Consider the following 24,909-nt stretch of genomic DNA (forward strand, 5'->3'; position numbering starts at 1 on the left):
TCGGCTTGGCACCTTCGAGGGCATGGACGCTTTCAGTGGCAGCCGTGGAACCAACGACTCTCACGGATTCTTCGGCCGCGAGGTGCTGGAGATGGGGACCCTGCTGTTCGCCGCCGGAGCGGCGCACCTGCTGGTGGTCTCCCTGGGACACAGCGACAGCGGGGTCCGGACCCTGATCGTGCTGGGGGTCCTGCTCCTCGCGTTCTCCGCCCTGCACCGCTGGCGCAGGCACCGCCGAACCCGCCGTCAATCACCCGCCTATCCCGTGGCGGCCGCCCTCGCGCGGCACCGCCCCGACTCCCCCGTGGAGGACCGGCTCTGGAGCGTGCGCGTCACCGTAGCCGACGTCCCCGGCGGGCTGGCCGCCCTCACCGGCCGGTTCGCGGCACTCGGGGTCGACATCCGCCTCATGCAGGTCCACCCGGACGGCACCGACGCCGTCGACGAATTCTTCGTGAGTGTTCCCCCGACCGTCGACGAAGCCGACCTGCGCCGGGCGGTGCGGGATGCCGGAGGCCGCCGCGCCGTGGTGCGCACCGCCGATGTCCACGAGCTCAGCGACACCACGAGCCGCACCCTCACCATGGTGGACGCGCTGGTCACCAGCTCGACCACCCTCGAACGCTGCCTGATCGCCCTCGCCGCCGCCCACGACGTCCGCCGCGCACCGATGCCCGTGGGCTCCGAGGATCACGCGGCCTCCGACGGGTCCCGTGCGCCCCAGCCCCGGGAGGAACTCCTCGGTACCACCATGCTCCTGCCCGCGCCCGGCGGCGGCACCCTGACCGTCCACCGCGCGGGGCTGCCGTTCACCCCCGTGGAGTTCGCCCGCTGCCGTGCCCTGGCCCAGGTGGCCTGTTCCCTGGAGGCCCGTTCCCTGGTGGGGAGACCGGACCACCGTTGACCGGTGGGCTCCGCTCGTGGCCGGGTAAGGATCCGTTGTCGTCCCGTATGCCGCCCGTCGTGAACCGGGGCGGTGCTCGGGGCGTCGGAGCACAGTGGGTCCCGGACGGGACCCACCCCCGGAGCGAAAGGCACCACCATGACATCGGACCTGCCCGGCGCCTGGAAGACGCTGGAGGCGGGCGACGCCCCGGCCGCGGTGCAGTCCCTGCGCGCGAGCGCGGACGACCTTCCGGTGCGGGACCTGGCCGAGTTCACCGCCGCGGTCGCCCGCGCCCAGGGCCTGGACGACCTCGCGACCGTGTCCGAAGCTCTGCGGGAGCAGCCCGACAGCGCCCAGGCCTGCTACGACTTCGGGTTCGAGTGCTTGGAGGTCGGGGCCCCGCACCTGGCGGTCCCGGCACTGCGGGCCGCCCGGGCGCTGGCCCCCGCCGCAGCCCCGGCCCTGTGGGAGCTGGTCTCAGCCATGGAGGACCAGGAACGGCACGCCGACGCGGTGCGAGAGCTGCGCGCCTGGCAGGGCGACCTCCCGGACTGGCCCGGCGGCTACCTGCTCGCCTACAACGCCCTGTGCTCCGGGGACGTGGACACCGCACGGGAGGTCCTCGATCACTTGTCGACCCCCGAGGACGACAGCTGGGACCTGGCCCACGACCGGATCACCCGGATGGTGGACCGCGCTGGGACCGCCCGTACGGCGAGTGCCCTGGACGGCCAGGACCTGCGCGGCTGGCAGTTCACGCTGACCGGGTCGATCCTCGGGCACCTCTCCCCGTTCGGCTTCGACGAGGGCATGAACGGCCGGTTCGCCTACCTCGGCGACCAGTACGCCCTGTGCCGGAACGGTCTGCTGAACCTGGCCGCGGTGCTGGAGGCCGCCGGGGCGCGGCCGGACGCGGTCATGCCGCTGCCGGACCGCTCCAGCCGGATCCTCGGCCTGGCTGCCGCACGGCTGCTGGACCTGCCGGTGGTCCCGGTGGACCCCGAGCGTTCGGACGCCCTGGTGGTCGCCTACGACCTGAACGACACCGAACCCGAACTCCTGCGCGCACTGGCGCCCCGCGCGCCCGGGCAGATCCTGTTCGAGCGCGCTTCCTGCTGGACCTCCCCGCCCGGGGTCAGCGCCGACGTGGTCGCCGTGCTGCACCAGCACATCGTCGAGCCGTGGGGCGAGACCCTCCGCATGCCGCCGGGTCCGGACAGCGAGGTCGAGCGGATCCCAGCGGACGACTCCCCGGAGGAGGAACTGGCCGAGCGGATCCTGGCGGCCGAACCCGAGGAAGGGGAAGAGGATCGGGACGCGGCGCTGGTGCCCTTCGCCGAGGCGGTCGCGGACCACTGGGCCCGGGGCCCGCGCCTGCCGGTGGCGACATCCGGCCCGGTGCGCAGCTCCCGCTTCGAGTAGTCCGGGCAACTCGGGTAGTCGGACCGTCGCCGGAGATCGGACCGTCGCCGAAGAGTCGGAACCCCGGAACCGCCGGTGACCTGGCGGTTCCGACGGCGACTGCCCCGGGGCCGGGACAGCGGCGAACTTGTGGGTAAATGGGACGTATGGTTTCCCCCCGATCACCCTTCGCAAGGAACACCGTCCGAACGACCACCCTCACCCTCGGGGCGGCCTGCGCCCTGGCGGTGGGGTCGCCGCTGCTGGCCGCACCGGCGCACGCCGTACCCGCACCCGCCCCGGCGGCCGCCGTCTCCTCCCCCACCACGGTGGAGGTGACCTCGGACCTGCGCACCGGTGACACCGGCGCCCAGGTGAGCGCGCTCCAGGAACAACTGTCCGCGCTCGGCTACTGGATCGACGGCGTGGACGGCCATTTCGGCCTGCACACCGAGCACGCCGTGCTGGCGCTCCAGAAGGCCGCCGGTATCGACCGGGACGGGATCGTCGGCCCCGACACCCGGGCCGCGCTCAGCGCGGGCACGGTCCCCTCCGCCACCACGGAGGCCGGTTCGGTGGTGGAGATCGACCTCGAACGCCAGTTGCTGCTGGTCGTCACCGGCGGCGAGGTCCAGAGCGTGATCCACACGTCCACCGGTTCCGGTCAGCCCTACGAGGGCTCCGACGGTTCGGAACGGATCGCCACCACGCCCACGGGCGAGTACGCGGTCTTCCGTGACGTCGACGCCTGGGACCCGGGGCCCTACGGGGCGCTGTACCGGCCCAAGTACTTCAACGGCGGTATCGCCGTGCACGGCTACCCCAGCGTCCCGGCCCAGCCCGCCTCCAAGGGCTGCGCCCGGGTGAGCCTGGCCGCCATGGACTGGCTGTGGGAGCAGGGCCACCTGGACGTGCACGCCACCGTGGTCGTGCGCTGACCCGCCCCCTTCCCGGGCCCGCGCCGTTGTGCGTGGGCCCTTTAGTGTTGTTCAGGGGCTTTAGGTGGCTTTCGTGTGCGCGGGACCACATCCTGAGCCGTGTTCGCGCGTGCCTGGCGGGTAGGAGGGAGCTCGTGCCCTTCCTCATCGCCACCTCCCCCGGCCGCCCCGATCACCCGAACGAGGACTTCGCCGCCGCGACCGCCACCTGCGCGGTCCTGCTCGACGGGGTGAGCGCCCCCGCCGACCTCGACAACGGCTGCTCGCACGGGGTCTCCTGGCACACGCGCCGGCTGGGGGCGCTGTTGCTGGCCGGTGCGGACGCGGGGATGAACCTGCGCGACGCGCTGGCGGACGCGATCACCTCGGTCTCCGCCGCGCACGAGGGGACCTGCGACCTCGGGAACCAGCAGTCTCCTTCAGCGACGGTGGTGGCGGTCCGGGTCGGCGCGGACCACCTGGAGTACCTGGTGCTGTCGGACTCGGTGCTGCTCACCGAGGAAGGCGGGAAGGTCCAGCTACTCGCGGACACGAGCCTGGACGACCTTCGGCCCCGGTTGGCCCCGGGGACCCTGGCCCGCTCCTGGCGCAACGTCCCGGGCGGGTTCTGGACGGCGGGCGCCAACCCCCGTGCCGCCGAGGAGGCCCTGGTCGGCACGGTGCCCAGGGGCGCGTTCCTGGCGATGACCGACGGTGCGAGCCGGGCGGTGGAGGTCTTCGGGGACCTGTCGTGGGAGGACTCCTTCGACCTGGCACGGCGGCAGGGACCGGGCGCCCTGGTGAATCGGGTCCGGGTACTGGAGGCGGCGGACCCGTCGTGTCAGAGGTATCCGCGCGGAAAGGTCAGGGACGACTCCACCGCGCTGTGGTGGGAACCCTGATCCTTAGTTACGGACACTCTTAATACACAATTTCGGTCCTGCCATTTATTCAAAAGGGAAGATCATTTTCCAGTGGCAGTCAAGTGAACAGGGAAAAGAATGTTCCTGACATTACGGACGTTTTCCATGGGGCCAGAGATCACCTTTGATCCGTTTTCCTAGAAAAGTCCCCAACAGGACACCCCGTGGCGAAGCTACCGTGTCGGAAAGAGACGCACGCCTCCCACAAACCCGGACACCAGGCGCTTTCGCGTGTCGTCTTCTTCCGGTAGATTTCCCTGTAACCGATCAGTCGGAGTTCCCGCCACAACGCCCCCATCCGACGGCCGGTCTTCTCAGAACCCCCTTGTCCGCACCCGTGCCATACAGGTGCTGGAGATTCTTTCCATGATCCCGGCCGTCTCGCCGACTGCCGAAAAGGAGGCAGTGTGCGTGTCCCGGGCGTCCTCGAACCGACCGGTCCCAACCGCTCACTCCACCGGGCCGGTTGGCTGGACCGCGTCCCCTCCGAGCCCATGACCCTCCCCATCGATCCCACCGAGAGTGTGCGCCCCGGACCGGAGCAGCGCCCCAACCCCATGGACGCGAACACCCCCGCGGAGTTCCTCCTCACCATGCGCCGCTACCTCGCCTGGGCCGGCGACTGGTCGTACCTGGAGCTGGAGTACAAGTGCGGCGGCGTGGTCAGCTCCGCCAAGTTCCAGCGCGCCCTTGAGGGGACCGAGCTCCCCGGCTACGTGTTCCTGATGGCCTTCGTGACCGCCTGCGTCGGCACCGACGAGGGCGAACGCCTCCGTTGGGCCACCTCCTGGCACCGCCTGCGCCGCGCCGCCCGCGCCGAGGAGGACGCCCGCCTGCGCGTCCCCCAGCAGGAGGCCCAGCAGCCCGACAACGGCAACCGGCCGCACGGCAGCTAACCCCTGTCCGCTCTACACCGGCCGCTGACCGCCGCGCTCAGGCGGCGGCTTTCAGGTAGGTAAGCAGGTCGTCCACCAGGCCCGCCGGGTCAGTGCGCCCCTTGTCCGGGGTCAGGTGTCCGGCCAGGGCCAGGTCCACCGCGCCGTGGGTCAGGGCGTGCACCAGCGCTGCCGCGCGTTCGGTGTCCCCCGAGGGCAGGTGCCTCTGCCGCTGGGCCTCGGCGACCACCGTGACCAGTACGGCCCTCGCCTCGGTAGCCGCCCGCCCCAGGGAGGCGGACTCGCTGTTCCAGGCGCCGAAGACCAGCTTAAACCGGGCCGGATGGTCAAGCGCCCAGGTCGTGTAGCGCAGCAGCGCCCCGCGCAGGCTCTCCGGAGCGGCCGGGGGCAGCGTCCGCAGCGACGCCCCCAGGGCGTCGAGCTCACCCGCCGCGACCTCCGCGAGCAGGTCCTCCTTGTCGGCGAAGTGCTTGTACGGGGTGTTGTGCGAGACCCCCGCCAACCGCCCCACCTCGCGTAGCGTCACCGCCTCGGGGCCGCCCGAGTCCAGGAGTCGGGCGGCGGCGTCGAGGAGCTTGTCCCGGGTCGTGGTCGGCATCCCCGCAGACTACCGAGCGGGCCACCAGTTGGCGCGGCCGAGCAACCGCATGGACGCGGGCACCAGCAGGGTGCGGACCAGAGTGGCGTCCAGAACCAGCGCGATGGACAGACCGATACCCAGGGTCGTGATGACCAGCGAGTCCGAGACGATCCCCGTGGTCGCCAGCACCACCACCATGAGCAGGGCCGCGCCGCTCACCACCCCGCCGGTCTGCTGCAGCGCACCGGCCACGGAGCGGGCGGTGTCTCCGGTGCGCTGGTACTCCTCGCGGGCGCGGCTGACGATGAAGAGTTCGTAGTCGGTGGTCAGTCCGAAGGCGATCACCAGGACGATCCCGTACAGCCACAGGTCCGTGGTGCCGACCGGGGCGAACCCCAGGAGCGGGGCGAGGCCGCCCTCCTGGATCGCCCAGGTGAGCAGTCCGAACGTGGCCGCCAGGGAGAGCACCGCGGCCAGTACCGCCTTGACGGGCAGCACCACGGACCGGAAGGCCAGGCCGAGCAGGACCAGGGTGGCCGCCACGACGAAGGCGAGCACCCCGGGCAGGGCGGCGAGGGTCGCCTCGGTGTCGTCCAGGGTCGCGGCCGGGGTGCCCACCCCGCCGACCAGGACCTCCTGCGCCCCGGGCGGGGCGGGTTCGGCACGGATCGCACGGACGAGGTCGAGGTTGACCGGGTCGTCGGGCGCCCCGTCGTAGGAGACCCAGAGGTGCGCGAGCCCTTCCGCGGCGTGCTCGATCCGCGCGCCGGAGGCCCCGGGCAGGGTGTCGAGCCGGTCGGCGAATGACTCCAGCCCGACCGGGTCGGCCGCCCCCTCGCCGACCACCGCGACGTCCAGCACCGCGCTGGCGGGGCCGCCCGCCGGGAACTCCTGTTCCAGAATCCGGGAGCTGATCTGGCCGTCGTTGTCCGGCGGCAGGTAGCGGTGGCTGACGGTTCCGGCGCTGAGGTTCAGCAGGGGCAGGGCGGCCAGGACGAGGACCGCGGTCACGGCGGTCAGACTCAGCCAGGGACGGCGCATCACCCGGTTCGCGAGACGTTCCCACAGCCCGGTGACGCTGCCGGGGGAGGTCAACGCGCGGATCGGCAGCGCGAGCCGGTTCACCCGGTGGCCGAGGACGGCGAGCAGCGCGGGCAGCACCACCACAGCGGCGACGATGTTCAGCAGGACCACGCTGATCCCGCCGAGCCCGATGGAGTGGGAGATGGGCTGGGGAAGCAGGAGCATGCCGCAGAGGGCGATCGCGACGGTGATCCCCGAGTAGGCGACGGTGCGCCCGGCGGTGGCGAGGGTGGGCGGCAGCGCGGCGGCGACGTCACCGGTGCGGGCGAGTTCGTCGCGGAACCGGCCGACCACGAACAGGCCGTAGTCGATGGCCAGGCCCAATCCGAGGAGCACGGTGATCTGCAGGGCGAAGACGGACACCTCGGTGACCTGGGTCCACAGCCGCAGCAGGGCGGTGGCGCCGATGATCGAGAGCACCCCCAAGACCAGCGGCAGGAGGGCGGCGACCAGGCCCCGGAAGACCACGACCAGCAGGAGGAAGAGCAGTGGCAGCGCGATGAGCTGCGCGGTGAACAGGTCGTTCTCGGCGATCACCTGGAGTTCGTGGACGCTGGTGAGCTGCCCGCCCAGGTGGTGCTCGAAGCCGTCGGCGGGCAGGTGTTCCAGGACGGCCTGGTAGGAGGTGAGCCGCTCGGTCTCGTCCGCTCCGGTCAGGGTCAGGGCCAGGTAGGTGGAGCGCTGGTCCTCGGAGATGTAGAGGTCGGGGTCGTACGGCCCCGGGTCCCGGTGGTGGAGCACGGACTCCACGTGTTCCCCGGGGAGCCGGTCGAACACCTCTTGCAGGGCGGCCGCGTGCGCGGGTTCGTCCACGGCGGCGGAGTGGTCGGTCCCGGCGGGCAGCGTGTAGACCGCGACGGCGTCGACCCGCTCGCCCCCGGCCCCCTCGGCCTCTTCCAGCAGGGCGTTGACCCGTGCGGTCTCGGTGCCCGGGGCGTCGTAGCCGGAGGTGCTGAGCACGCCGAAGACACCCGCGCCCCAGAGTCCGGCCAGTGGTACGGCCACCACCGTCACCAGGACGACCGCCCAGCGCCAGCGGTGGGTGAACCGGCCCAGCAGGGAGAACATACGTGCCTCCTTGGTTGACAATGTCAACCCATGGTCGTGAGGGGCGCACGCCACCCCGAAGACAGCCGGGACGGCGTGTAGACACTGACAACTTTAGGCCTCAGGTTGACGCTGTCAACCCCTTCGGGGTGCTCGAAGCCCGCCTGACAAGCCTCTGGTGAGCGCCCTCACCCCGCACGGAATCCCTTATGGGCAGGGGATTTCCACCTGTGGTTCGGATCACCGACAAACCCGGGTCAAGCGGGGATTGCCCTCCCGTGGTCACCCGTTGCACGCGGAGTGTCCCCGCATGGGACCGCCCATCAGGTGCCCCACCCGAAGGTGGCTCACGGCGCCGAACACCAACCCCCAGGTTGACCCTGACCTTCCACAGCCATGCTCTGGAGAGCTCGTGAGCCTTACCGCTGTGCGCTCGAACGCGCGCCGAAACAGCCCGAACGACCGCAACATCCAGCACGACGAGCACGACCGCAACGACGGCGGGCGGAACAGCGGCGCACGTGTTGGCACCCCGCCCTCGCGCCGCTCCGTCGCCATGCTCGTCCTCGTCCTCGGCGTCCTATCGGCCATCGGCCCGCTCGCCACCGACCTCTACCTGCCCGCGCTCCCCGAGATCGCCGCCGACCTCGGGGCCAGTGAGGCCCGGGTCAAGCTGACCCTGACCGCCGTGATGGCGGGCCTGGCCCTCGGCCAGCTGGTGACCGGCCCGCTCAGCGACCGCTGGGGCCGCCGACTGCCCCTGCTCGTGGGGACCGGCGTGTTCACGGCGGTGACGTTCGCGATCGTGTTCGTGTCCTCGGCCGAGTCGTTCATGGCGCTGCGGTTCCTCCAGGGGCTCTCCGCCGCGGCCGGCCTGGTGGTCTCCCGAGCCGTGGTGCGGGACGTGTTCCACGGCGACACCGCCGCCACCTTCTTCTCACGACTCATGCTGCTCACCGGGCTCGCGCCGATGCTCGGCCCGGTGCTGGGCGGACAGCTGCTGCTGTTCGGCCCCTGGCAGCTGATCTTCGGGGTGCTGGGCCTGACCGGGGCGGCCACCTTCACCCTGGTGCTGTTCGCCCTGCCCGAAAGCCTGCCCAAGGAGCAGCGGCGGCGGCAGGACCCCCGGGTCCTGGCCCGCACGTTCGGCCGGCTGCTGCGCGACCCCGGGTTCATCGCGCCGACGATGGTCCTGGCGCTGAGCTTCGGGATGAGCTTCACGTACATCTCGGCGTTCTCGTTCGTGTCCCAGGCCGAGTTCGGGGCGACCGCCCAGCAGTTCAGTCTGATCTTCGGTGTGACCACGCTCGGAATGATCCTCGGCAACCAGGTCAACGTGGTGCTGATCCCCCGGATGGAGCTGCGCCGACGCCTCGGCCTGGGGCTCGCGGGCGCGGTCGCCTCCGTCGGCGGGATGGGCCTGCTGGCCATGATCGGCCGGGCCGACCTGCTGACGGTCACCGCCGCGCTGTTCGTGATGATGGTCTTCACCGGGCTCATCTCGCCCAACGCCACCGCCATGGCGCTGTCCGGACAGCCCTCGGAGATCGCCGGGACCAGCTCGGCGCTGCTGGGCACCCTGCAGTTCGGGGTGGGTTCGGCCCTGGCCGCCACCGCGGGTCTGACCGGCTCCACCACCCTGGCGAGCATGACCGCGGTGATGCTGGCGACGGCGGTGGGCGCCGCCCTGGTGTTCCTGTTCACGGCCGCGCGCGGGCGCACCGTCAACCCGGCCGTCTGACCCGCTGGAGCCAACACCCGCAGAAGTACCCACAAGATCCCCGAACAGCGCGGATCGGGGCCCTTTCCGTCGTTCGCCCACAGGCTATACACACGGGGTATACATGGTGTGTATAGTCGGATCCATGTCACTCGGCCAAACACTGTTGGGGCTGCTGGAAACCCGCCCCCAGCACGGATACGACCTCAAGCGGGCCTACGACGAGCGCTTTGCCACCAAGCGGCCGCTCGCCTACGGGCAGGTGTACGCCACCCTGTCCCGGCTCCTGAAGAACGGGCTGGTGGAGGTGGACTCGGTCGAGCCCGGCGCGGGTCCCGAGCGCAAGCGCTACGCCGTGACCGACGCCGGGGTCACCGACGTCGAGCGGTGGCTCGCCAGCCCGGAGAACCCCGAGCCCTACCTGCAGAGCACCCTGTACACCAAGGTGGTGCTCGCCCTGCTCACTGGCCGTTCGGCCGATGACATCCTCGACGTCCAGCGCGCCGAGCACCTGCGCCAGATGCGCGCGCTCACCCGCCGCAAGTCCGACGGGGACCTCTCCGACCAGCTCATCTGCGACCACGCCCTGTTCCACCTGGAGGCGGACCTGCGGTGGCTGGAACTGACCGCCGCCCGGCTGAACGACCTCGCCGGGGAGGTCCGCAGCCGATGACCACCAGCCTCTCCCCGCGCGGCCGTGACACCCCGGGCACCCCGACCGAACCCCTGCTCACCGCCTCCGGACTGAGCCGCTCCTTCGGTCCCACCACCGCCCTGGTCGACGCCTCCCTCACCCTGTACCCGGGGGAGGTCGTGGCGGTCATGGGCCCCTCCGGCTCCGGCAAGTCCACCCTGCTGCACTGCGTGGCCGGGATCGTGCGGCCCGACGGAGGCCGTGTCGACTACGACGGCACCGACCTCACCGAGGCCTCCGACTCCCGGCTCAGCGATCTGCGCCGCACCGACTTCGGTTTCCTCTTCCAGTTCGGCCAGCTCGTGCCCGAACTCTCCTGCGTGGAGAACGTCGCACTGCCCCTGCGGCTGGGCGGAGAGTCCCGGCGCCGGGCCGAACGCACCGCCCTCGACTGGCTGGAACGGCTGGACGTGGCCGAGGTCGCGGGGAAGACTCCGGGTGAGTGCTCGGGCGGCCAGGGCCAGCGCGTCGCGGTGGCCCGTGCCCTCATCACCCGCCCCCGCGTGGTGTTCGCCGACGAGCCCACCGGTGCCCTCGACTCCCTGAACGGGGAACGGGTGATCCGGCTGCTCACCGACACCGCCCGGGAGAGCGGGGCCGCCGTGGTCCTGGTGACGCACGAGCCACGGGTGGCCGCCTACGCCGACCGCGAGGTCGTGGTCCGGGACGGCCGCACCCGTGACGTCGGAGGGCTCGGATGAGTCTGCGCGAACGCACCCCCGGACAGATCCGGCAGCGCCGGCCCCTCTCGTCTTTCCTGAACGACCTCTGGCTCGGAGCGCAGCTCGCTCTGCGCGGTGGCAGGGAGGTGGTGCTACGAACCGTGCTGACGGCGATGGGGGTGGGTGTGGCCACCGCCGCCCTGCTTCTGGCCACCACCCTGCCGACCATCCTGGAACACCTGGGCGAGCGGCACGCGGCCCGGATGGACTACCAGGTGGCGGAGTACCCACCGCCCCCTGCGGGCGACAGCACCCTCTTGTTCAGGATCGCCGACACCGACTACGAGAGAAACCCGATCCACGGACGGATCGTCCGCGCCGAAGGCTCCAACCCCCCGCTTCCTCCCGGCGTGACCGAAATCCCCGGCCCCGGAGAGATCGTGCTCTCCCCCGCCCTGGCCGACCTCCTCGACGACCCGGAGCACGAGGTACTCCAGCGCAGGTTCGACCACACCGTCATCGGGGAAGTCGGCCCCGAGGGCCTCATGGGGCCGCACGAGCTGGTCTACTACCTCGGTGACGGGGAACTGACCCTGGACAACGCCGGGAATCGGATGACCAGCTACGGCGGCGAGCCCGGGCCCAGGGGGGACGAGCCGGTCATCCTGATGCTCGGTGTGGTGGGCGTGGTCGTCATGCTCACCCCGGTGGTCGTCTTCCTCGGTTCGGCGGTGCGCTTCGGCGGCGAGCAGCGCGACCGGCGTCTGTCGGCGCTGCGGCTCATGGGCGCCGACCGCGGGGCCACCCGGCGTATCGCAGCCGGAGAGACCCTCCCCGGAGTCGCGCTCGGCCTGGTGCTCGGAGCGGGTTTCTTTCTCGCCGGACGCCCGATCGTGGAAGCGGTGCCGGTCGCGTCCGGGCTGTACGCCACCGACGTGACACCGCACCCGGTACTCGGCCCCCTGGTGTTCCTCGCGGTACCGCTGCTGGCCCTGTGGGTGGTGCTCGGCTCCCTGCGCGGTGTGGTGGTCGATCCGCTGGGCACCGTACGCCGAGCCGAACGGCCGCGTCCCCGACTGTGGTGGCGGCTGCTCCTGTTCGTGCTGGGGATCTCCCTCATCGTTGTGAGCATGCGGTTCAGCCTGGGCGGAGGGCTGTGGGTCGCGATGGTCTCGATCGGGCTTTTGGCCGCCCTGTTCGGCATGACGGCCGTTCTTCCCTGGCTGGTCGACCGGCTCTTCGGCCGCGCCTCGGGTGGCCCCCTCTCCCTGCAGCTGGCCCTGCGCCGTCTGGGCGCGGCGGGCGGCGGACCCACCCGCGCGGTCAGCGGGATCGTCGTAACCGTCGCGGGCGCCATCGCCCTCCAGACCCAGTTCGCGAACGCCTGGAACGATTCCACCGTGGAGATCGCGGAGTTCGTCGAGGAGGTGTACGCGACCGACGAGTTCGGCGCGTCCGGGTTCCAGCTCCAGGTCGACCTGCGCTCGGTCCCGCCCGGGAGCGACCCCACCGCCGTGGCGGAGACGCCGGGCGTGGAGGAGGTCCTGGACTACAGCAGGGTCGAGGGCGTCACCGACGACGGCTCCGACGTCCGAGTCCTCGTCGCCGATTGCTCCTCGCTCCAACAGATGGCCGACCTGCCCGTCTGCTCCCCCGGGGACGCCTTCAGCGGGGTGCCGGGGCTGGAACCCGGTGAGACGCTCATGGTCGGGGGCGGCGAAGAGGCGTCCGCGGCCCCGTGGACCGTGCCCGGGTACACCGGCTTCGAGGGGCCCCTGGTCGAACACCCTTGGCAAGGGTTGGGGCACTCGGCACGGGACGTCGTCCTCGCCACCCCGGAGGCGGCCGCTCTGCCCGAGGGGGTCGCGGTTGCGGGCTCGCTCTGGATTCGGGTCGACCCGTCCGTCCCCGCGTTGGAGGAAGAGCTCAGGGCCGCCGTGGCGTCCCTGGACCCGACGGCCCAGGTGCACTTCCCGATCACCAGCGCGACCCTCCCCACCATGGTCAGGATGCGTGCCGCGCTCATCGCCGGGGCGCTCGCCTGCCTGGCGGTGATCGCCGCCGGATTGGTGGTGGGCACGGTCGAGCAGATCCGCGAGCGCAAGAGGGTGCACGCTGTGCTGACCGCCTTCGGCGCCCGCAGACGCACCCTGGTGGCCTCGGTTCTGTGGCAGACCACGCTGCCCGTGCTCCTGGGCCTCGCACTGGCCACGGTGACCGGGATGGCCCTGGGCGCCCTGACCCTGCTCCTGGTCGGGTTCCCCGTGGCCTTCGTGTTAACGGACATCCTGATCATCGTCGGCGCTGGTGCCGGGGTGGCGCTGCTGACCACCCTGCTGGCCCTGCCCGCGCTCCTGCGGACCATGCGCCCGGAGGGTCTGCGCTGGGAGTGAGTGGCCTGGTGGGTCAGCTGCCCCGGGCGGACCCACCGTCCGGGTCCGGGCCCTTCTGGCGGGAGGGCCCGGACCCGGCCTAAGCTGGGGCAATGTCCGAATCCGGCGGGATGCCCGAAACCGAGGAATCACCCGGGGAAGGGTCGCCCGGCGCCGAGTCACCTGTGGCCGGGGCGGTCTGGCCCGGGGAGCTGCGCCCCTACCAGCGCGAGGCGCTGGCGAAGGTGGACCGGCGCTGGTCGGAAGGGGCCCGGCGGACGTGGATCGTGCTCCCGCCCGGTTCCGGCAAGACCCTCGTCGGCCTGGAGGCCGCCCGCCTCCTGGGCCGCCGGACCGTGGTTCTGGCACCCAACACCGCCATCCAGGGGCAGTGGATCCGGCACTGGGAAAGCTTCGACCGCCCCGAGAGCTGCACCGCCGGGAACGACCGGGCGCTCGGGCACGCCGTCAACGTGCTCACCTACCAGTCGCTGGCCGTCTTCGACCCGGACGCCGAGACCGACGAGGAGGGGCGTTCGGCCACCCCCGTCCGCGACCGGCTGCACGCCAACGGGCGGGCCCTGGTGGACGCGCTGCACAACGCCGGTCCGCTCACGCTCCTGCTCGACGAGTGCCACCACCTCCTCCAGGTGTGGGGGCGCCTGCTCGCCGAGATCCTGGACGAGATACCCGACGCCCACGTGATCGGACTGACCGGAACCCCCGCCGGAAGCCTCACCACCGCCGAGAAGGATCTGGTCGACCGGCTCTTCGGCCCGCCTGTCACCGGGGCTTCCATCCCAGCGCTGGTCCGGGACGGGTACCTGGCCCCCTTCGCCGAGCTCGTGCACGTCACCGAACCCACCCTGACCGAACACGAGTACCTGGCCGGGCAGGGGTCGAGGTTCACGGCGATGTGCACGGACCTGCTCGCCCCCGGGTTCGCGACCACCGACTTCCTGCCCTGGCTGGACGCGCGCTTCGTCTCCCGGGACGCCCAGGCGGGCGGCCGGGTCGGCTGGGCCACGCTGGCCGCCCGCTCCCCCGAACTCACCGACGCCGTGCTCCGCCTGCACCACCAGGGACTGATCGCGCTGCCCGACGGCGCCCGGATCCACGAGCGGCACCGGCACCCGCCGCAGGCCGAGGACTGGACGGCGCTGATCGGCGACTACGCCAAGAACTGCCTGGACCCCGACTCCGAACGCGACAAGGCGGCGCGCCAGCGCATCCGCTCCGCGCTACCGTCCGTGGGCTACCACCTGACCCGCAACGGCATCCGCCGCGGCGCCTCCCCCGTGGACCGGGTGCTGGCCCGCAGCGCTGCGAAGTCCCTGGCCACGGTGGAGATCATCGCCGCCGAGAAGGACGCGGTCGGCCCCCGGCTGCGCGCCCTCGTGCTGTGCGACCACGAACGCGCCTCCGCCCGAGCGCCTGCCGCGCTACGCGGCGTACTCTCCGACGACGCCGGTTCGGCCTGGCTCCAGGTGCACCAGCTCGCCACCGATCCGCGCACCTCGCTACTGGACCCGCTGTTGGTCACCGGCCGGACCGTGGCGACCGGGCCGGGCACCAGCGCGGCCTTCCTGGAGTTCGCCCGCGCCGCGCTTCCCGGGGTGGAGCTGTCCGCGCGCGAAGTGGACGGCCTGCACGTGGTGGAGGGCGGCTGGAGCTCGCGCACCTGGGTGGGTGTGGTGACGCGGTTCCTGGAGTCCGGCCGCTGCCAGGTGCTGGTGGGCACCCGGGCGCTGCTCGGCGAGGGCTGGGACGCGCGCGGGGTGAACACGGTGGTGGACCTGACCACCGCCACCACCCCCACCGCCGTGGTGCAGAGCCGGGGGCGGGCGCTGCGGCTGGACCCGGAGTGGCCGGAGAAGACCGCGCACACCTGGACGGTGGTGTGCGTGAGCCACGAGCACCCGCGCGGGGCGGCCGACTGGAGCCGGTTCGTGCGCAAACACGAGGGGTACCTCGGGGTGAGCGCCGACGGCGAGGTGATGAGCGGGGTCGCGCACGTGGACCCGGAGCTGTCGCCGTACGAGCCGCCCGCCGACCCGAGGGCCGTGAACACCCGCATGCTGGCCCGCGCGGCCGACCGGGAGGGCACCCGGGAGCGGTGGCGGCTGGGTTCGGGGTACGAGGACACGCTGCTGCCCACGCTCCGGGTGTACGAGAGCCGCGCTGTTTCGGCGGGGACGGCGGCGCGGGCCGCCGAAGCGGGCCGGGACGTGGTGCGGCCCGAACCGCCCGAGGTGCTGGTGGGCGACCAGGTGATCTGGCCGGAGCCCGACGACACCGAGCCCGTCCCGCAACTCCTGGCCACGGTGCTCTTCGGCGCGGTCGCGGCCCTCAGCCTGGTCCTGGCGCCGTTCGTGCCCGGGATGCTCGTCGCGGCCGCGGGGTTCGGACTGGCGGCGCTGCTCCACTGGTGGTTCGACGCCCGCCAGGTGCGCCAGGAGACCCTGGCGAAGCGGCGGGAGGCGGCCCGGATCCGTTCCCTGGCCGGCAGACCGGTGGAGACCTCCCGTTACGCGTGCGCGGTGGCCGACGCGCTGCGCTGGGCGGGGCACTCGGCCAGCGGCGCCGAGGGGGTGCGCATCCACGTGGACACCGACGGCGTCTACCGGTTCACGCTCGCCGACCCGGAATCGGCGGAGCTGTTCGCCGAGTCCCTGGACGAGACCCTGGGTCCGCTGGTGGGCGACCTGCGCTATCTGATCCCCCGGCACGTCCTCACCGTGCCGGAACCCTCCGCGGACGGGGACCAGGTCCCGGGCAGGCCCGTCCCGGGCGCCCCCGCGGACCCAACCGTGCCGGTCTTCCACGCGGTGCCGTCGGTCCTGGCCCGCAACAGGAAGGGCGCGCTCGCCTTCGAGAAGGCGTGGCAGCGGTGGGTGTCCCGGGGCGAGGTGGTGCACAGCCGCACTGAGGAGGGCCGGTCCCTGATCGCCGCACACTTCGGCAGCTCTCCGATCGAGGTGACCACGGCCCGCCGCCTGGCCTGGGAGTGAGTCGGCGGCCAGGGATGTGCGCTCAGGGCCGCGCGGCCGCTCCCGCGTCCGGGGCTGCATCAGGCGGACCTTCACCTTGTGGACACCGGGTGTTCGGTCCGGGATCGCCCGCCCCTGGTTGGCTCGGCGCGGACGCGACCGTGTCCGGCTCCCCCGAACCTCCAGGAAGCACCATGCGCACGCCCCTGACCGCCTCGGCCGTCCTGGCCTTCGGCCTCACCCTGGCCGTTCCCGTCCACGCCGACGAGGCGCCCTCGTACGGGGCACCCGAGGCGAGCGGGGCCATCGAGGTGTCCGCGCTGGGCACCTACCACTCGGACGTCTTCGACGCTTCCGGGGCGGAGATCGTCGCCCACGACCCGCGCACCCAGCGGCTCTTCGTGGTCAACGCCGCGGCCGCGACCGTGGAGGTCCTGGACGTGTCCGACCCCGAGCGGCCGGAGAAGCTCTTCGAACTGGAGACCTCCGGGGTCGGGGCGGCCGACGGCTCCGTGGTGGAGGAGGGCGGTGCGACCAACTCCGTGGCGGTCCACGGGGACGTGGTGGCGGTGGCCGTGGAGGCGGCCGACCGCACCGACGACGGCTGGGTGGTCTTCTTCGACACCAACGGCAGATCCGTGAACGCCCTGCGGGTCGGTGCCCTGCCGGACATGGCGACCTTCACCCCCGACGGACGCATCCTGCTGATCGCCAACGAGGGTGAGCCCGACGACGACTACACGGTCGACCCCGAGGGTTCGGTGAGCGTGATCAAGGTGAGCCGCAGGCCCGCCGCGCTGACCCAGGACGACGTGCGCACCGCCGACTTCCGCGCCTGGGACGAGGGCCGCGAACTCCACCCTGACGTGCGGGTGTTCGGCCCGGACCTGTCCACCGGCGAGCCCGGAACACCGGGCCGGGTGGCCCGCAACCTCGAGCCCGAGTACATCGTGGCCGACACCGCCTACAGCGCCCACGTGGTCCTCCAGGAGGCCAACGCCTTCGCCGTGCTCGACCTGCGCACGGCGCAGTTCACCGACATCATTCCGTTCGGGCTGAAGGACCACCTGGAGCCCGGCAACGAGTTCGACGCCTCCGACCGCGACGACGCGATCAACATCGCCAACTGGCCGGTCCGGGGCACCTACCAGCCGGACGGGTTCGACTCCTACCGCTGGCAGGGGCAGACCTTGCTGGTCACCGCTAACGAGGGTGACGCGCGTGACTGGGACGGTTACTCGGAGGAGACCAGGCTCAAGAACCTGGTCGTGGACGAGGCCCCGCTATGCGAGGACTCCCCGCGGATCCGGGAGTTCCTGGCCGACAACGACCAGGGGATCAGCACCGTGGAGGAGCTGCTGGCCGACCACAACCTGGGCCGCCTGACGGTGACCGCCGCCGACGGGCTGCGCGCGGACGGCAGCTGCTACGAGGACATCCACGCCTTCGGCGGGCGCTCCTTCTCGATCTTCACCACCGAAGGAGAGCAACTGTTCGACTCCGGCTCGGACTTCGAGCGGATCACCGCCGAGGCCGCGCCGGAGTACTTCAACTCCAACCACAGACAGAACAGCTTCGACACCCGCAGCGATGACAAGGGCCCCGAGCCCGAGGACGTGGTGCTGGGCCAGGTGGAAGGTCGCACCTACGCGTTCATCGGCCTTGAGCGGGTCGGCGGGGTGATGGTCTACGACGTCACCGACCCACACGACGTGACTTTCAGCCAGTACCTCAACAACCGCGACTTCAGCGCCGCCCCGGACACCCGCGAGGCCGGGGACCTGGGCGCCGAGGGGCTGATCTTCATCGACGGCGAGGACTCCCCGGTCCCGGGCGTGCCCGTCCTGGTCGTGGCCAACGAGGTCTCGGGCACCACCACCCTGTTCCGTGTCGACCGGGCCTGAGCAACGGCGCACAGTGGAGGGAGGGCGGTCGGGGCGGCACCGCCCGCCCCGCACTGATGACCTGGTGTTGGTGGGACGGCACGTAACATGGCGTTCCGCCGTCTGCCGGACCGAACCCGCGTGATGGTGCAAGGCACCCCTGAACGGGCATGAAGTGATCCTCAGGCCGAGACGCAGGTGGTCGACATGTCCGTCAACGACGAGCTGGTCGAGATGTTCGCCGGGCTGCTCGAGGACTCGCATCTGACGACGATCGAGCAGTTGCCGACGACCGTGTGGCGACGCGCCGAGCGCGCGGGCTTCCACAACGTGGCGATCTACGTGGTGGACCTCCAGCAGGAGGTGCTCCGGCTGCTGGTCCGCGACGGCGGCCGGAAGGACGAGGACCCCGAGTACGGCACGACCGAACTGCCGGTGAACAGCACCCTGGCCGGACGGGCCTTCGAAACCCTCACCCCGCTGAGCGAGGCGGGCTCCGAGCTCGACCGCTGGTGGATCCCGCTCCAGGACGGGGCCGAGCGGCTCGGCGTGCTGCGCGTGGACGCCGAGGAGTCCACGGAGGCGACGCTTCGGGCCATGCGCGCACTGGCTGTCATGGTCTCGATGATGGTGGTGGTCAAGCGCGAGTACAGCGACTCCTTCGCGCGGCTGTGCCGGACCCGCCCGATGAGCGTGGCGGCCGAGCTCCAGTGGAACCTGATGCCGCCGATCGAGTTTGCCAACCCCCAGGTGACGGTCAGCGCCGTCCTGGAACCGGCCTACGAGGTGGGCGGGGACGCCTTCGACTACGGGATCGACAACGACGTGGCCCACCTGGCCGTGTTCGACGCGATGGGTCACGACGTGACCGCGGGCCTGGCCGCCAACCTCGCGGTCGCCTCCTACCGCAACAGCCGGCGGGAGGGCGCTCCCCTGCTGGAGACGGGCGAGATGATCGAGGCGACCCTGGTGGAACACCTGGGCACCACCCGATACGTTACCGCGCTCATCGCTGACCTGAATCTGAAGACCGGACGCCTGAAGTGGGTCAGCCACGGCCACCACCCGCCGGTACGGATTCGCGACGGACGCCTGGTCGACCTCCCCGTCTGCCAACCGGGCTCCCCACTCGGTGTCGACCTGGGCCTGGGCGCGACCGTGTGCGAGGAACAGCTCCACCCGGGTGACCGCCTGGTGCTGTTCACCGACGGGATCACCGAGACGCACAACCCGGGCGGCGACGAGTTCGGCCTGGACCGGTTCGTGAACTTCATCGTCCGCCACAACGCGGAGGGCCTGCCCATCCCGGAGACCCTGCGCCGTCTGATCCACAGCATCCTCGACTACCACGGCGGTGCCCTCCAGGACGACGCCACGGTGCTGTTCATGGAGTGGCACGGACCCTGACAGCGCCTGCCCGGGCGCAGAGTCGGGGCGCGCTGATCCGGTCGCACACGGAACGACGCGAACCGCAGAAAAAGGTTCACAGAATTCGAGCAACGACACAGGGAATTCCCCGGGAATCCGACACAGGGAAACTCGAGGAGCGCTATCCGATTGTCATTGCCTGGTGTCCTTTGCCTTCCCTTTGCGCTAATAGCGTCTTCAGCCGGCCAGTGTTCACGCAGTTCAAGAGCGCAGCACTGCCCGACCACCCGCGCACGCCCCCCTGACGGACCGACTCGAACGCGCAGCATCCCCTTCCCGGACGGAAACCCGAAAATCGGCTGGTCGTACCGAATGAGGATTCCTTGAATTCCTGTTCCCGCAATCGCACCCGCCGCTCCCTCCAAGGCGGCCTGGCCTTCATCGCTTTCGGCGCCCTCAGCATCGCGGCCGCCGTGCCCGCCCACGCCGACACCGGAGAGGGCAGCGAGGATGACGGGGACCTGGCCCGGACCGGTGTTCCGGTCGTCGGTCTGATCGCCGCCGGCGCGGCCGTGACGGCGGGCGGTGGCGCGGCCGCCTACCTGGCCCGCCGCAGGAAGAACACGGCGGAGAACAGCGAGAGCTGATGCTCGGGCGGAGTCGGTGCCCGGGGATTCTCCCCGGGCACCGTCCCGTCAGCCCCGTGGGAAGAGGGCGTCGACGAACGGGTTACGGAACTTGCCCTCGGGGGCGATCCGTTCCAGCAGACCGGCGAAGTCGGCGGCGCGCGGGTAGGAGGCCACGACCTCCTCCGGGGGCAGCGTGGAGAGTTTGCCCCAGTGCGGGCGGGCGCCCAGCGGGGCGAGGCGTTCCTCCACCGCCGCGAGCACCGGGGCCACCGCCTCCGGGGCCGGGAGCCAGGTGAAGTGGAAGGTCACCGAGTCCCGACCGTAGGAGGGGCTGAGCCACAGGTCGTCGGCACGGACCGTGCGCACCTCGGAGATGTGCAACACGGGGGCGATCAGGGAGCCGATCCCGCGCAGCGCGGCGAAGGCCTGCGAGACGGCCGCGCGCGGCAGGTAGAGCTCGGACTGGAGCTCCTGCCCCGCGCTCGGTTGAAACTCGGGCCGAAAGTGCGGCAACCGCTCGAACCAGGGGCCCGCCAGGCCCAACTGCTCAGTGGCAGGATCGGTCAGCGCCCCGGGGACCGGATGTTCGGGGCCGGTCGCCGCATGTCCCCCGGCCCAATCGCCTTCGGGGTCGCCCTCGCGGTGCTTGAGCCAGACCCGCCCGGTGTCCGACAGCCAGTCGGTGAACAGGCTGACGCTGTACGCGGAGCCGAACACCGCGTCGAAGCGGTCCGCCACCTCGTCCAGAGGAACGTCGAGCCGGACCCGCTGGGACACCTGGAAGGCGGGCTCGATCTCCAGTGTGAGCCGGGTGACCACACCCAGGGCGCCGAGCGCCACCACCGCCCCGGGAAAGGCGTCGTCGCCGCGGCGCAGCCATGTCGCTTCCCCGTCCGGACCAACCAGCTCGATCCCCCGCACGGCGGCGGCCAGGCAGGGTTGTGCGTCCCCGGACCCGTGGGTCCCGGTGGCGCAGGACCCGGCCACCGAGATGTGCGGCAACGAGGCCAGATTGCCCAGCGCGAAACCCCGCCGGTGCAGTTCCGCGGCGAGCTCGGCGTACCGGGTTCCCGCGGAGACGGTCACGGTGGACGTCGACGGATCAACCTCGATCTCCTGCGGAAGCGCGTCCAACCGGACCAGGTCATACGTGGAGTCCGCGACCCCGTTGAAGGAGTGCCCGCTGCCCAGCGCCCTGATCCGAGGGCTGTCCCGTACCAGGGCGCGGAGCTGGTCGAGGCCGACGGGCCGGTGGATCCGGGGACTGGCGTAGGTGAGGTTCCCGGCCCAGTTGCGGACCGGACCAGAAGAGGAAGACGGGGAGGAGGAGACAGCGGAGGAGGACATGTGGGCTCCGGGGGTTGGTACAGGTCCGCCAGACCTTACCTGGGAGCGTTTCTCATCCGGATGACCGGTCGGCGATGCGACGACCGCCGACCGGCGGACCGCAGCGCGTCCAGACGCGCCGCGGTGAAGTGTGACGAGGTGATCCTGAGGTTCGTGGCCTGAGAGCCCTTTCTCCCTTCGGAGATCTCGAAGGTCACCTCCTGAACCCTCGATAAGCGTCTTGATGCCCTCAGTCGCGATTTCCTCGCCAGCGGCGAAGATGTCCTCGTCGGAAGCCCGGCTTGCCTGAGCAGGTACCGGGCTTCCTGGAAGCAGGGCAGCACAAAAGCGACTGCCGGGCTGTTTTCACAGGCCCGGCAGTCGCTCCACTGTCTCAAGGTGGCGCACTCGGGAGGACTCGAACCCCCAACCTTCTGATCCGTAGTCAGATGCTCTATCCATTGAGCTACGAGTGCAGGTCTTCAGTTGTGTGTCGCCCGGGTGAGCTGCGCTCTCCCTTGCGACGTCTCCGACTCTATCACGGTGCTGGAGTGCCTTCGCGCCATTTTCGGGTGTGACGCGGGCCATGCGGACGCCGCCGGGGTTCCGGCGGCGTCCGGGCTGGTCAGATGGCTTCCTCGACGGAGGCCGCCCACAGTTCCAGGGCGGTGTCGACCTGGTCGGCGTTGACCACCAGGGCCGGGATGAAGCGGACGACGTTGCCCGCCGGGCCGCAGGTCAGGAGGAGCAGGCCGTTCTGGGCAGCCGCCTGCTGGACGCGCAGAGCGGCGGCGCCGTCGGGCTGGCCGTCCGGGGTGACGAACTCGTTGGCCTGCATCAGGCCGCGGCCGCGGACGTCGCCGATGGCCGGGTTGGCCTCGGCGACCTTGGCCAGGCCCTGCTGGAGGCGCTCACCCTGGCGGGCCGCGTTCTCCACGAGGCCCTCCTCCTGGATGACGTCCAGCGTGGCGAGGGCGGCGGCGCAGGACACGGCGTTGCCGCCGTAGGTGCCGCCCTGGGAGCCCGGCCAGGCCTTCTCCATGACGGCGTTCGGTGCGGCGATGGCCGAGAGCGGGAAACCGCTGGCCAGGCCCTTGGCGGTGATGACGATGTCCGGGCGGATCCCCGAGGGCTCGTGGCCCCAGAAGGTGCCGGTGCGGCCGAAGCCGGTCTGGACCTCGTCGGCGACCAGCAGGAACCCGTGCTGATCGGCGCGCTCGCGCAGCCCCTGGAGGAAGGCGTCCGGGACGGGGACGTAGCCGCCCTCGCCGAGGACCGGTTCGATGAACACCGCGGCGGTGTCCTTCGGGGAGGTCACCGTGGCGAACTGGTAGTCCAGCTCGCGCAGCGCGTAGGCCACGGCTTCCTCTTCGGAGAGGCCGAGCCGGTAGGCGTACGGGAAGGGCGAGACTACGACGCCGGGGACCAGGGGGCCGATACCGGCGCGGATTTTCACCCCGGAGGTGGTCAGGGAGGCGGCACCCATGGTGCGGCCGTGGAAGGAGCCCTGGAAGACCACGGCGTTCTGTCGGCCAGTGGCCTGGCGGGCCAGGCGCAGGGCCGCTTCCACCGCCTCGCTGCCGGAGTTTACGTAGAACAGCCGGTCGATGCCCTCGGGCAGGACCTCGCCAAGCCGCTCGGTGAGTCGCAGCAGGGGCTTGTGCATCACGGTGGTGTACTGGCCGTGGATCAGCGTCGCGACCTGCTCCTGGGCGGCGGCGACCACCTTCGGGTGGCAGTGCCCGGTGCTGGTGACTCCGATCCCGGCGGTGAAGTCCAGGAAGCGGCGGTCGTCATCGTCGTAGATGTAGACACCCTCGCCTCGTGCGGCGACGACCGGGGTCGCCTGCTTGAGGGCCGGGGAGAGCTCCGCCATGCGATGGCCTCAATTCCTTGTATCGGGTTCCGTAGGATTGTTGACAATCGACGCTGCTATGGAAACATCCGGGACGCGGCGGTGTCCAGCGGGCGCACGTCGGGCAGTTCTGACCACAGGCCCCCCGGTACCGGGGCGGCCCGTCGACGGAGGAGAGAACATGTCGGATCGCGAAGCACAGGTCGTCGCACAGGTGGACAAGAGGCTGTTCCTGGGCGGAAAGTGGCGGGATGCCTCCTCCGGAACCACCTTCGAGGTCGAGGACCCCTCCACCCGCAAGGTGCTGTGCGAGGTCGCGGACGCGGGCAAGGAGGACGCACTGGAGGCCCTGGACGCGGCCGAGCGGGCGCAGCCGGGGTGGGCGAAGGTCGCGCCCCGTGAGCGCAGCCAGATCCTGTACCGGAGCTTCCAGCTGCTCATGGAGCGTCAGGAGGAGCTCGCGGTCCTGATGACCCTCGAGATGGGCAAGCCGCTCGCCGAGGCCAAGGGGGAAATCGCCTACGCCGCCGAGTTCTTCCGCTGGTTCGCCGAGGAGGCCGTGCGGATCGACGGCGGTTTCGCCACCTCCCCGGACGGCAAGTCGCGCTTCCTCGTCATGCGCCAGCCGGTCGGCCCCTGCATGCTCATCACCCCCTGGAACTTCCCCATGGCGATGGGGACCCGCAAGATCGGCCCGGCCATCGCCTCCGGGTGCACGATGATCCTCAAGCCCGCCCACCAGACCCCCCTGTCCGCGCTGGCCCTGGCCGGGATCCTCAACGAGGCGGGCCTGCCCGAGGGCGTCCTGAGCGTCCTGCCCACGACCGACCCCGGCGGGGTCACCGAGCCCCTCCTCACAGACGGCCGCATCCGCAAGCTGTCCTTCACCGGGTCCACGGCCGTGGGCAAGAAGCTGCTGGAGCAGAGCGCCCACCAGGTCCTGCGTACCTCCATGGAACTGGGCGGAAACGCGCCGTTCCTGGTCTTCGACGACGCCGACCTGGACGCCGCGGTGGACGGGGCGATGCTCGCCAAGATGCGCAACATCGGCGAGGCCTGCACGGCGGCCAACCGGATCTACGCGCAGTCCGGGGTCGCGGAGGAGTTCTCCCGGCGGCTCAGCGAGCGCATGGGCGCGCTCCGGCTGGGCCGGGGGCTGGACGACAACGCCGACGTGGGCCCGCTGATCGACGACAAGGCCCGACAGAAGGTGCAGAGCCTGGTGGACGACGCCGTGGAGCGGGGCGCGCGCGTGCTCGTCGGCGGCGGGGCGGGCGAGGGCCCCGGGCACTTCTACCAGCCGACGGTGCTCGCCGACGTCCCCTTCGCGGCGGAGCTGTCCAACACCGAGATCTTCGGACCGGTAGCCCCAGTACTGACCTTCGAGACCGAGGAGGAAGCGGTCCGGGCCGCCAACGACACCGAGTTCGGCCTGGTCAGCTACCTATACACCCAGGACCTCAACCGGGCGATGCGGGTCAGCGAGGCCCTGGAGACCGGCATGGTCGGCCTCAACCAGGGCGTGGTGTCCAACCCGGCGGCGCCGTTCGGCGGGGTCAAGCACTCGGGTCTGGGCCGCGAGGGCGGCCGGGTCGGCATCGACGAGTTCCTGGACACCAAGTACGTGGGCATCGGCGGACTCTGAGCCGCAATGTTGGGTCATATCTCGTACGAGAT

At 71.3% G+C, this 24,909-nt stretch carries 18 protein-coding genes and 1 tRNA gene; 14 read left to right on the forward strand and 5 right to left on the reverse strand.

Annotation, left to right across the window (positions count from 1 at the left end; translation table 11 throughout):
- The first annotated feature begins 22 nt into the window (after positions 1–22).
- From D457_RS0103845 to D457_RS31825, 5 genes are all read left to right on the forward strand, one after another.
- Positions 23–904, forward strand: coding sequence for an ACT domain-containing protein (locus D457_RS0103845; protein ID WP_017579325.1), 882 nt, complete (start codon positions 23–25; stop codon positions 902–904).
- A gap of 138 nt (positions 905–1,042) precedes the next feature.
- Complete coding sequence (locus D457_RS0103850; protein WP_017579326.1) at positions 1,043–2,308, forward strand: hypothetical protein; 1,266 nt, start codon at positions 1,043–1,045, stop codon at positions 2,306–2,308.
- Between the two features lie 146 nt (positions 2,309–2,454).
- Positions 2,455–3,225, forward strand: coding sequence for a L,D-transpeptidase family protein (locus tag D457_RS0103855; RefSeq protein ID WP_017579327.1), 771 nt, complete (start codon positions 2,455–2,457; stop codon positions 3,223–3,225).
- A 134-nt stretch (positions 3,226–3,359) separates the two neighbouring features.
- Complete coding sequence (locus D457_RS0103860) at positions 3,360–4,106, forward strand: protein phosphatase 2C domain-containing protein (protein WP_017579328.1); 747 nt, start codon at positions 3,360–3,362, stop codon at positions 4,104–4,106.
- Positions 4,107–4,534: 428 nt separating this feature from the next.
- Positions 4,535–5,023, forward strand: a complete 489-nt coding sequence (locus D457_RS31825) for a hypothetical protein (RefSeq protein WP_017579329.1) — start codon at positions 4,535–4,537, stop codon at positions 5,021–5,023.
- Between the two features lie 37 nt (positions 5,024–5,060).
- Here the strand turns inward: D457_RS31825 and D457_RS0103870 are convergent, their stop codons facing one another.
- Both D457_RS0103870 and D457_RS0103875 read right to left on the reverse strand, forming a co-directional pair.
- On the reverse strand, positions 5,061–5,621 hold the full coding sequence (locus D457_RS0103870; RefSeq protein WP_017579330.1) for a TetR/AcrR family transcriptional regulator: 561 nt from the start codon (positions 5,619–5,621) through the stop codon (positions 5,061–5,063).
- 9 nt (positions 5,622–5,630) lie between these two features.
- Positions 5,631–7,754 carry an MMPL family transporter gene (locus tag D457_RS0103875; protein WP_017579331.1) on the reverse strand — a complete coding sequence of 708 codons (2,124 nt, stop codon included), beginning with the start codon at positions 7,752–7,754 and terminating at the stop codon, positions 5,631–5,633.
- A gap of 391 nt (positions 7,755–8,145) precedes the next feature.
- Between D457_RS0103875 and D457_RS0103880 the strand changes: the two genes are divergently transcribed.
- The 8 genes from D457_RS0103880 to D457_RS37675 all read left to right on the forward strand — a co-directional run bounded on the left by D457_RS0103880 (position 8,146) and on the right by D457_RS37675 (position 20,069).
- Positions 8,146–9,474, forward strand: coding sequence for a multidrug effflux MFS transporter (locus D457_RS0103880; protein WP_152514136.1), 1,329 nt, complete (start codon positions 8,146–8,148; stop codon positions 9,472–9,474).
- A gap of 124 nt (positions 9,475–9,598) precedes the next feature.
- Positions 9,599–10,126 (forward strand): PadR family transcriptional regulator, encoded by a 528-nt coding sequence (locus D457_RS0103885; protein ID WP_026116302.1) that lies wholly within the window; start codon positions 9,599–9,601, stop codon positions 10,124–10,126.
- Complete coding sequence (locus tag D457_RS0103890) at positions 10,123–10,848, forward strand: ABC transporter ATP-binding protein (RefSeq protein WP_017579334.1); 726 nt, start codon at positions 10,123–10,125, stop codon at positions 10,846–10,848. The genes D457_RS0103885 and D457_RS0103890 overlap by 4 nt, the downstream gene beginning before the upstream one ends.
- Positions 10,845–13,202, forward strand: coding sequence for an FtsX-like permease family protein (locus D457_RS0103895; RefSeq protein WP_017579335.1), 2,358 nt, complete (start codon positions 10,845–10,847; stop codon positions 13,200–13,202). Before D457_RS0103890 ends, D457_RS0103895 begins: the two co-directional genes overlap by 4 nt.
- 110 nt (positions 13,203–13,312) lie before the next feature.
- Positions 13,313–16,192 carry a DEAD/DEAH box helicase family protein gene (locus D457_RS0103900; protein WP_039830972.1) on the forward strand — a complete coding sequence of 960 codons (2,880 nt, stop codon included), beginning with the start codon at positions 13,313–13,315 and terminating at the stop codon, positions 16,190–16,192.
- 173 nt (positions 16,193–16,365) lie between these two features.
- Positions 16,366–18,075, forward strand: coding sequence for a choice-of-anchor I family protein (locus D457_RS0103905; RefSeq protein WP_017579337.1), 1,710 nt, complete (start codon positions 16,366–16,368; stop codon positions 18,073–18,075).
- Between the two features lie 186 nt (positions 18,076–18,261).
- Positions 18,262–19,461 carry a PP2C family protein-serine/threonine phosphatase gene (locus D457_RS0103910; RefSeq protein WP_026116303.1) on the forward strand — a complete coding sequence of 400 codons (1,200 nt, stop codon included), beginning with the start codon at positions 18,262–18,264 and terminating at the stop codon, positions 19,459–19,461.
- Positions 19,462–19,805: 344 nt separating this feature from the next.
- Positions 19,806–20,069, forward strand: coding sequence for a hypothetical protein (locus tag D457_RS37675; RefSeq protein WP_017579339.1), 264 nt, complete (start codon positions 19,806–19,808; stop codon positions 20,067–20,069).
- A 48-nt stretch (positions 20,070–20,117) separates the two neighbouring features.
- On the opposite strand, the gene D457_RS0103920 is transcribed toward D457_RS37675, so the two are convergent.
- From D457_RS0103920 to D457_RS0103930, 3 genes are all read right to left on the reverse strand, one after another.
- Complete coding sequence (locus tag D457_RS0103920; protein ID WP_017579340.1) at positions 20,118–21,398, reverse strand: FAD-binding protein; 1,281 nt, start codon at positions 21,396–21,398, stop codon at positions 20,118–20,120.
- A 379-nt stretch (positions 21,399–21,777) separates the two neighbouring features.
- Positions 21,778–21,853: transfer RNA gene (locus D457_RS0103925), tRNA-Arg, on the reverse strand.
- Positions 21,854–22,002: 149 nt separating this feature from the next.
- Positions 22,003–23,253 carry an aspartate aminotransferase family protein gene (locus D457_RS0103930; RefSeq protein ID WP_017579341.1) on the reverse strand — a complete coding sequence of 417 codons (1,251 nt, stop codon included), beginning with the start codon at positions 23,251–23,253 and terminating at the stop codon, positions 22,003–22,005.
- A gap of 160 nt (positions 23,254–23,413) precedes the next feature.
- Here D457_RS0103930 and D457_RS0103935 point away from each other — a divergent pair, with 160 nt between their 5' ends.
- Positions 23,414–24,877 (forward strand): NAD-dependent succinate-semialdehyde dehydrogenase, encoded by a 1,464-nt coding sequence (locus D457_RS0103935; RefSeq protein ID WP_017579342.1) that lies wholly within the window; start codon positions 23,414–23,416, stop codon positions 24,875–24,877.
- The last annotated feature ends 32 nt before the right edge of the window (positions 24,878–24,909 follow it).

Origin of the sequence: Nocardiopsis valliformis DSM 45023, assembly GCF_000340985.1 — a bacterium.
Classification (GTDB): Bacteria; Actinomycetota; Actinomycetes; order Streptosporangiales; family Streptosporangiaceae; genus Nocardiopsis; species Nocardiopsis exhalans.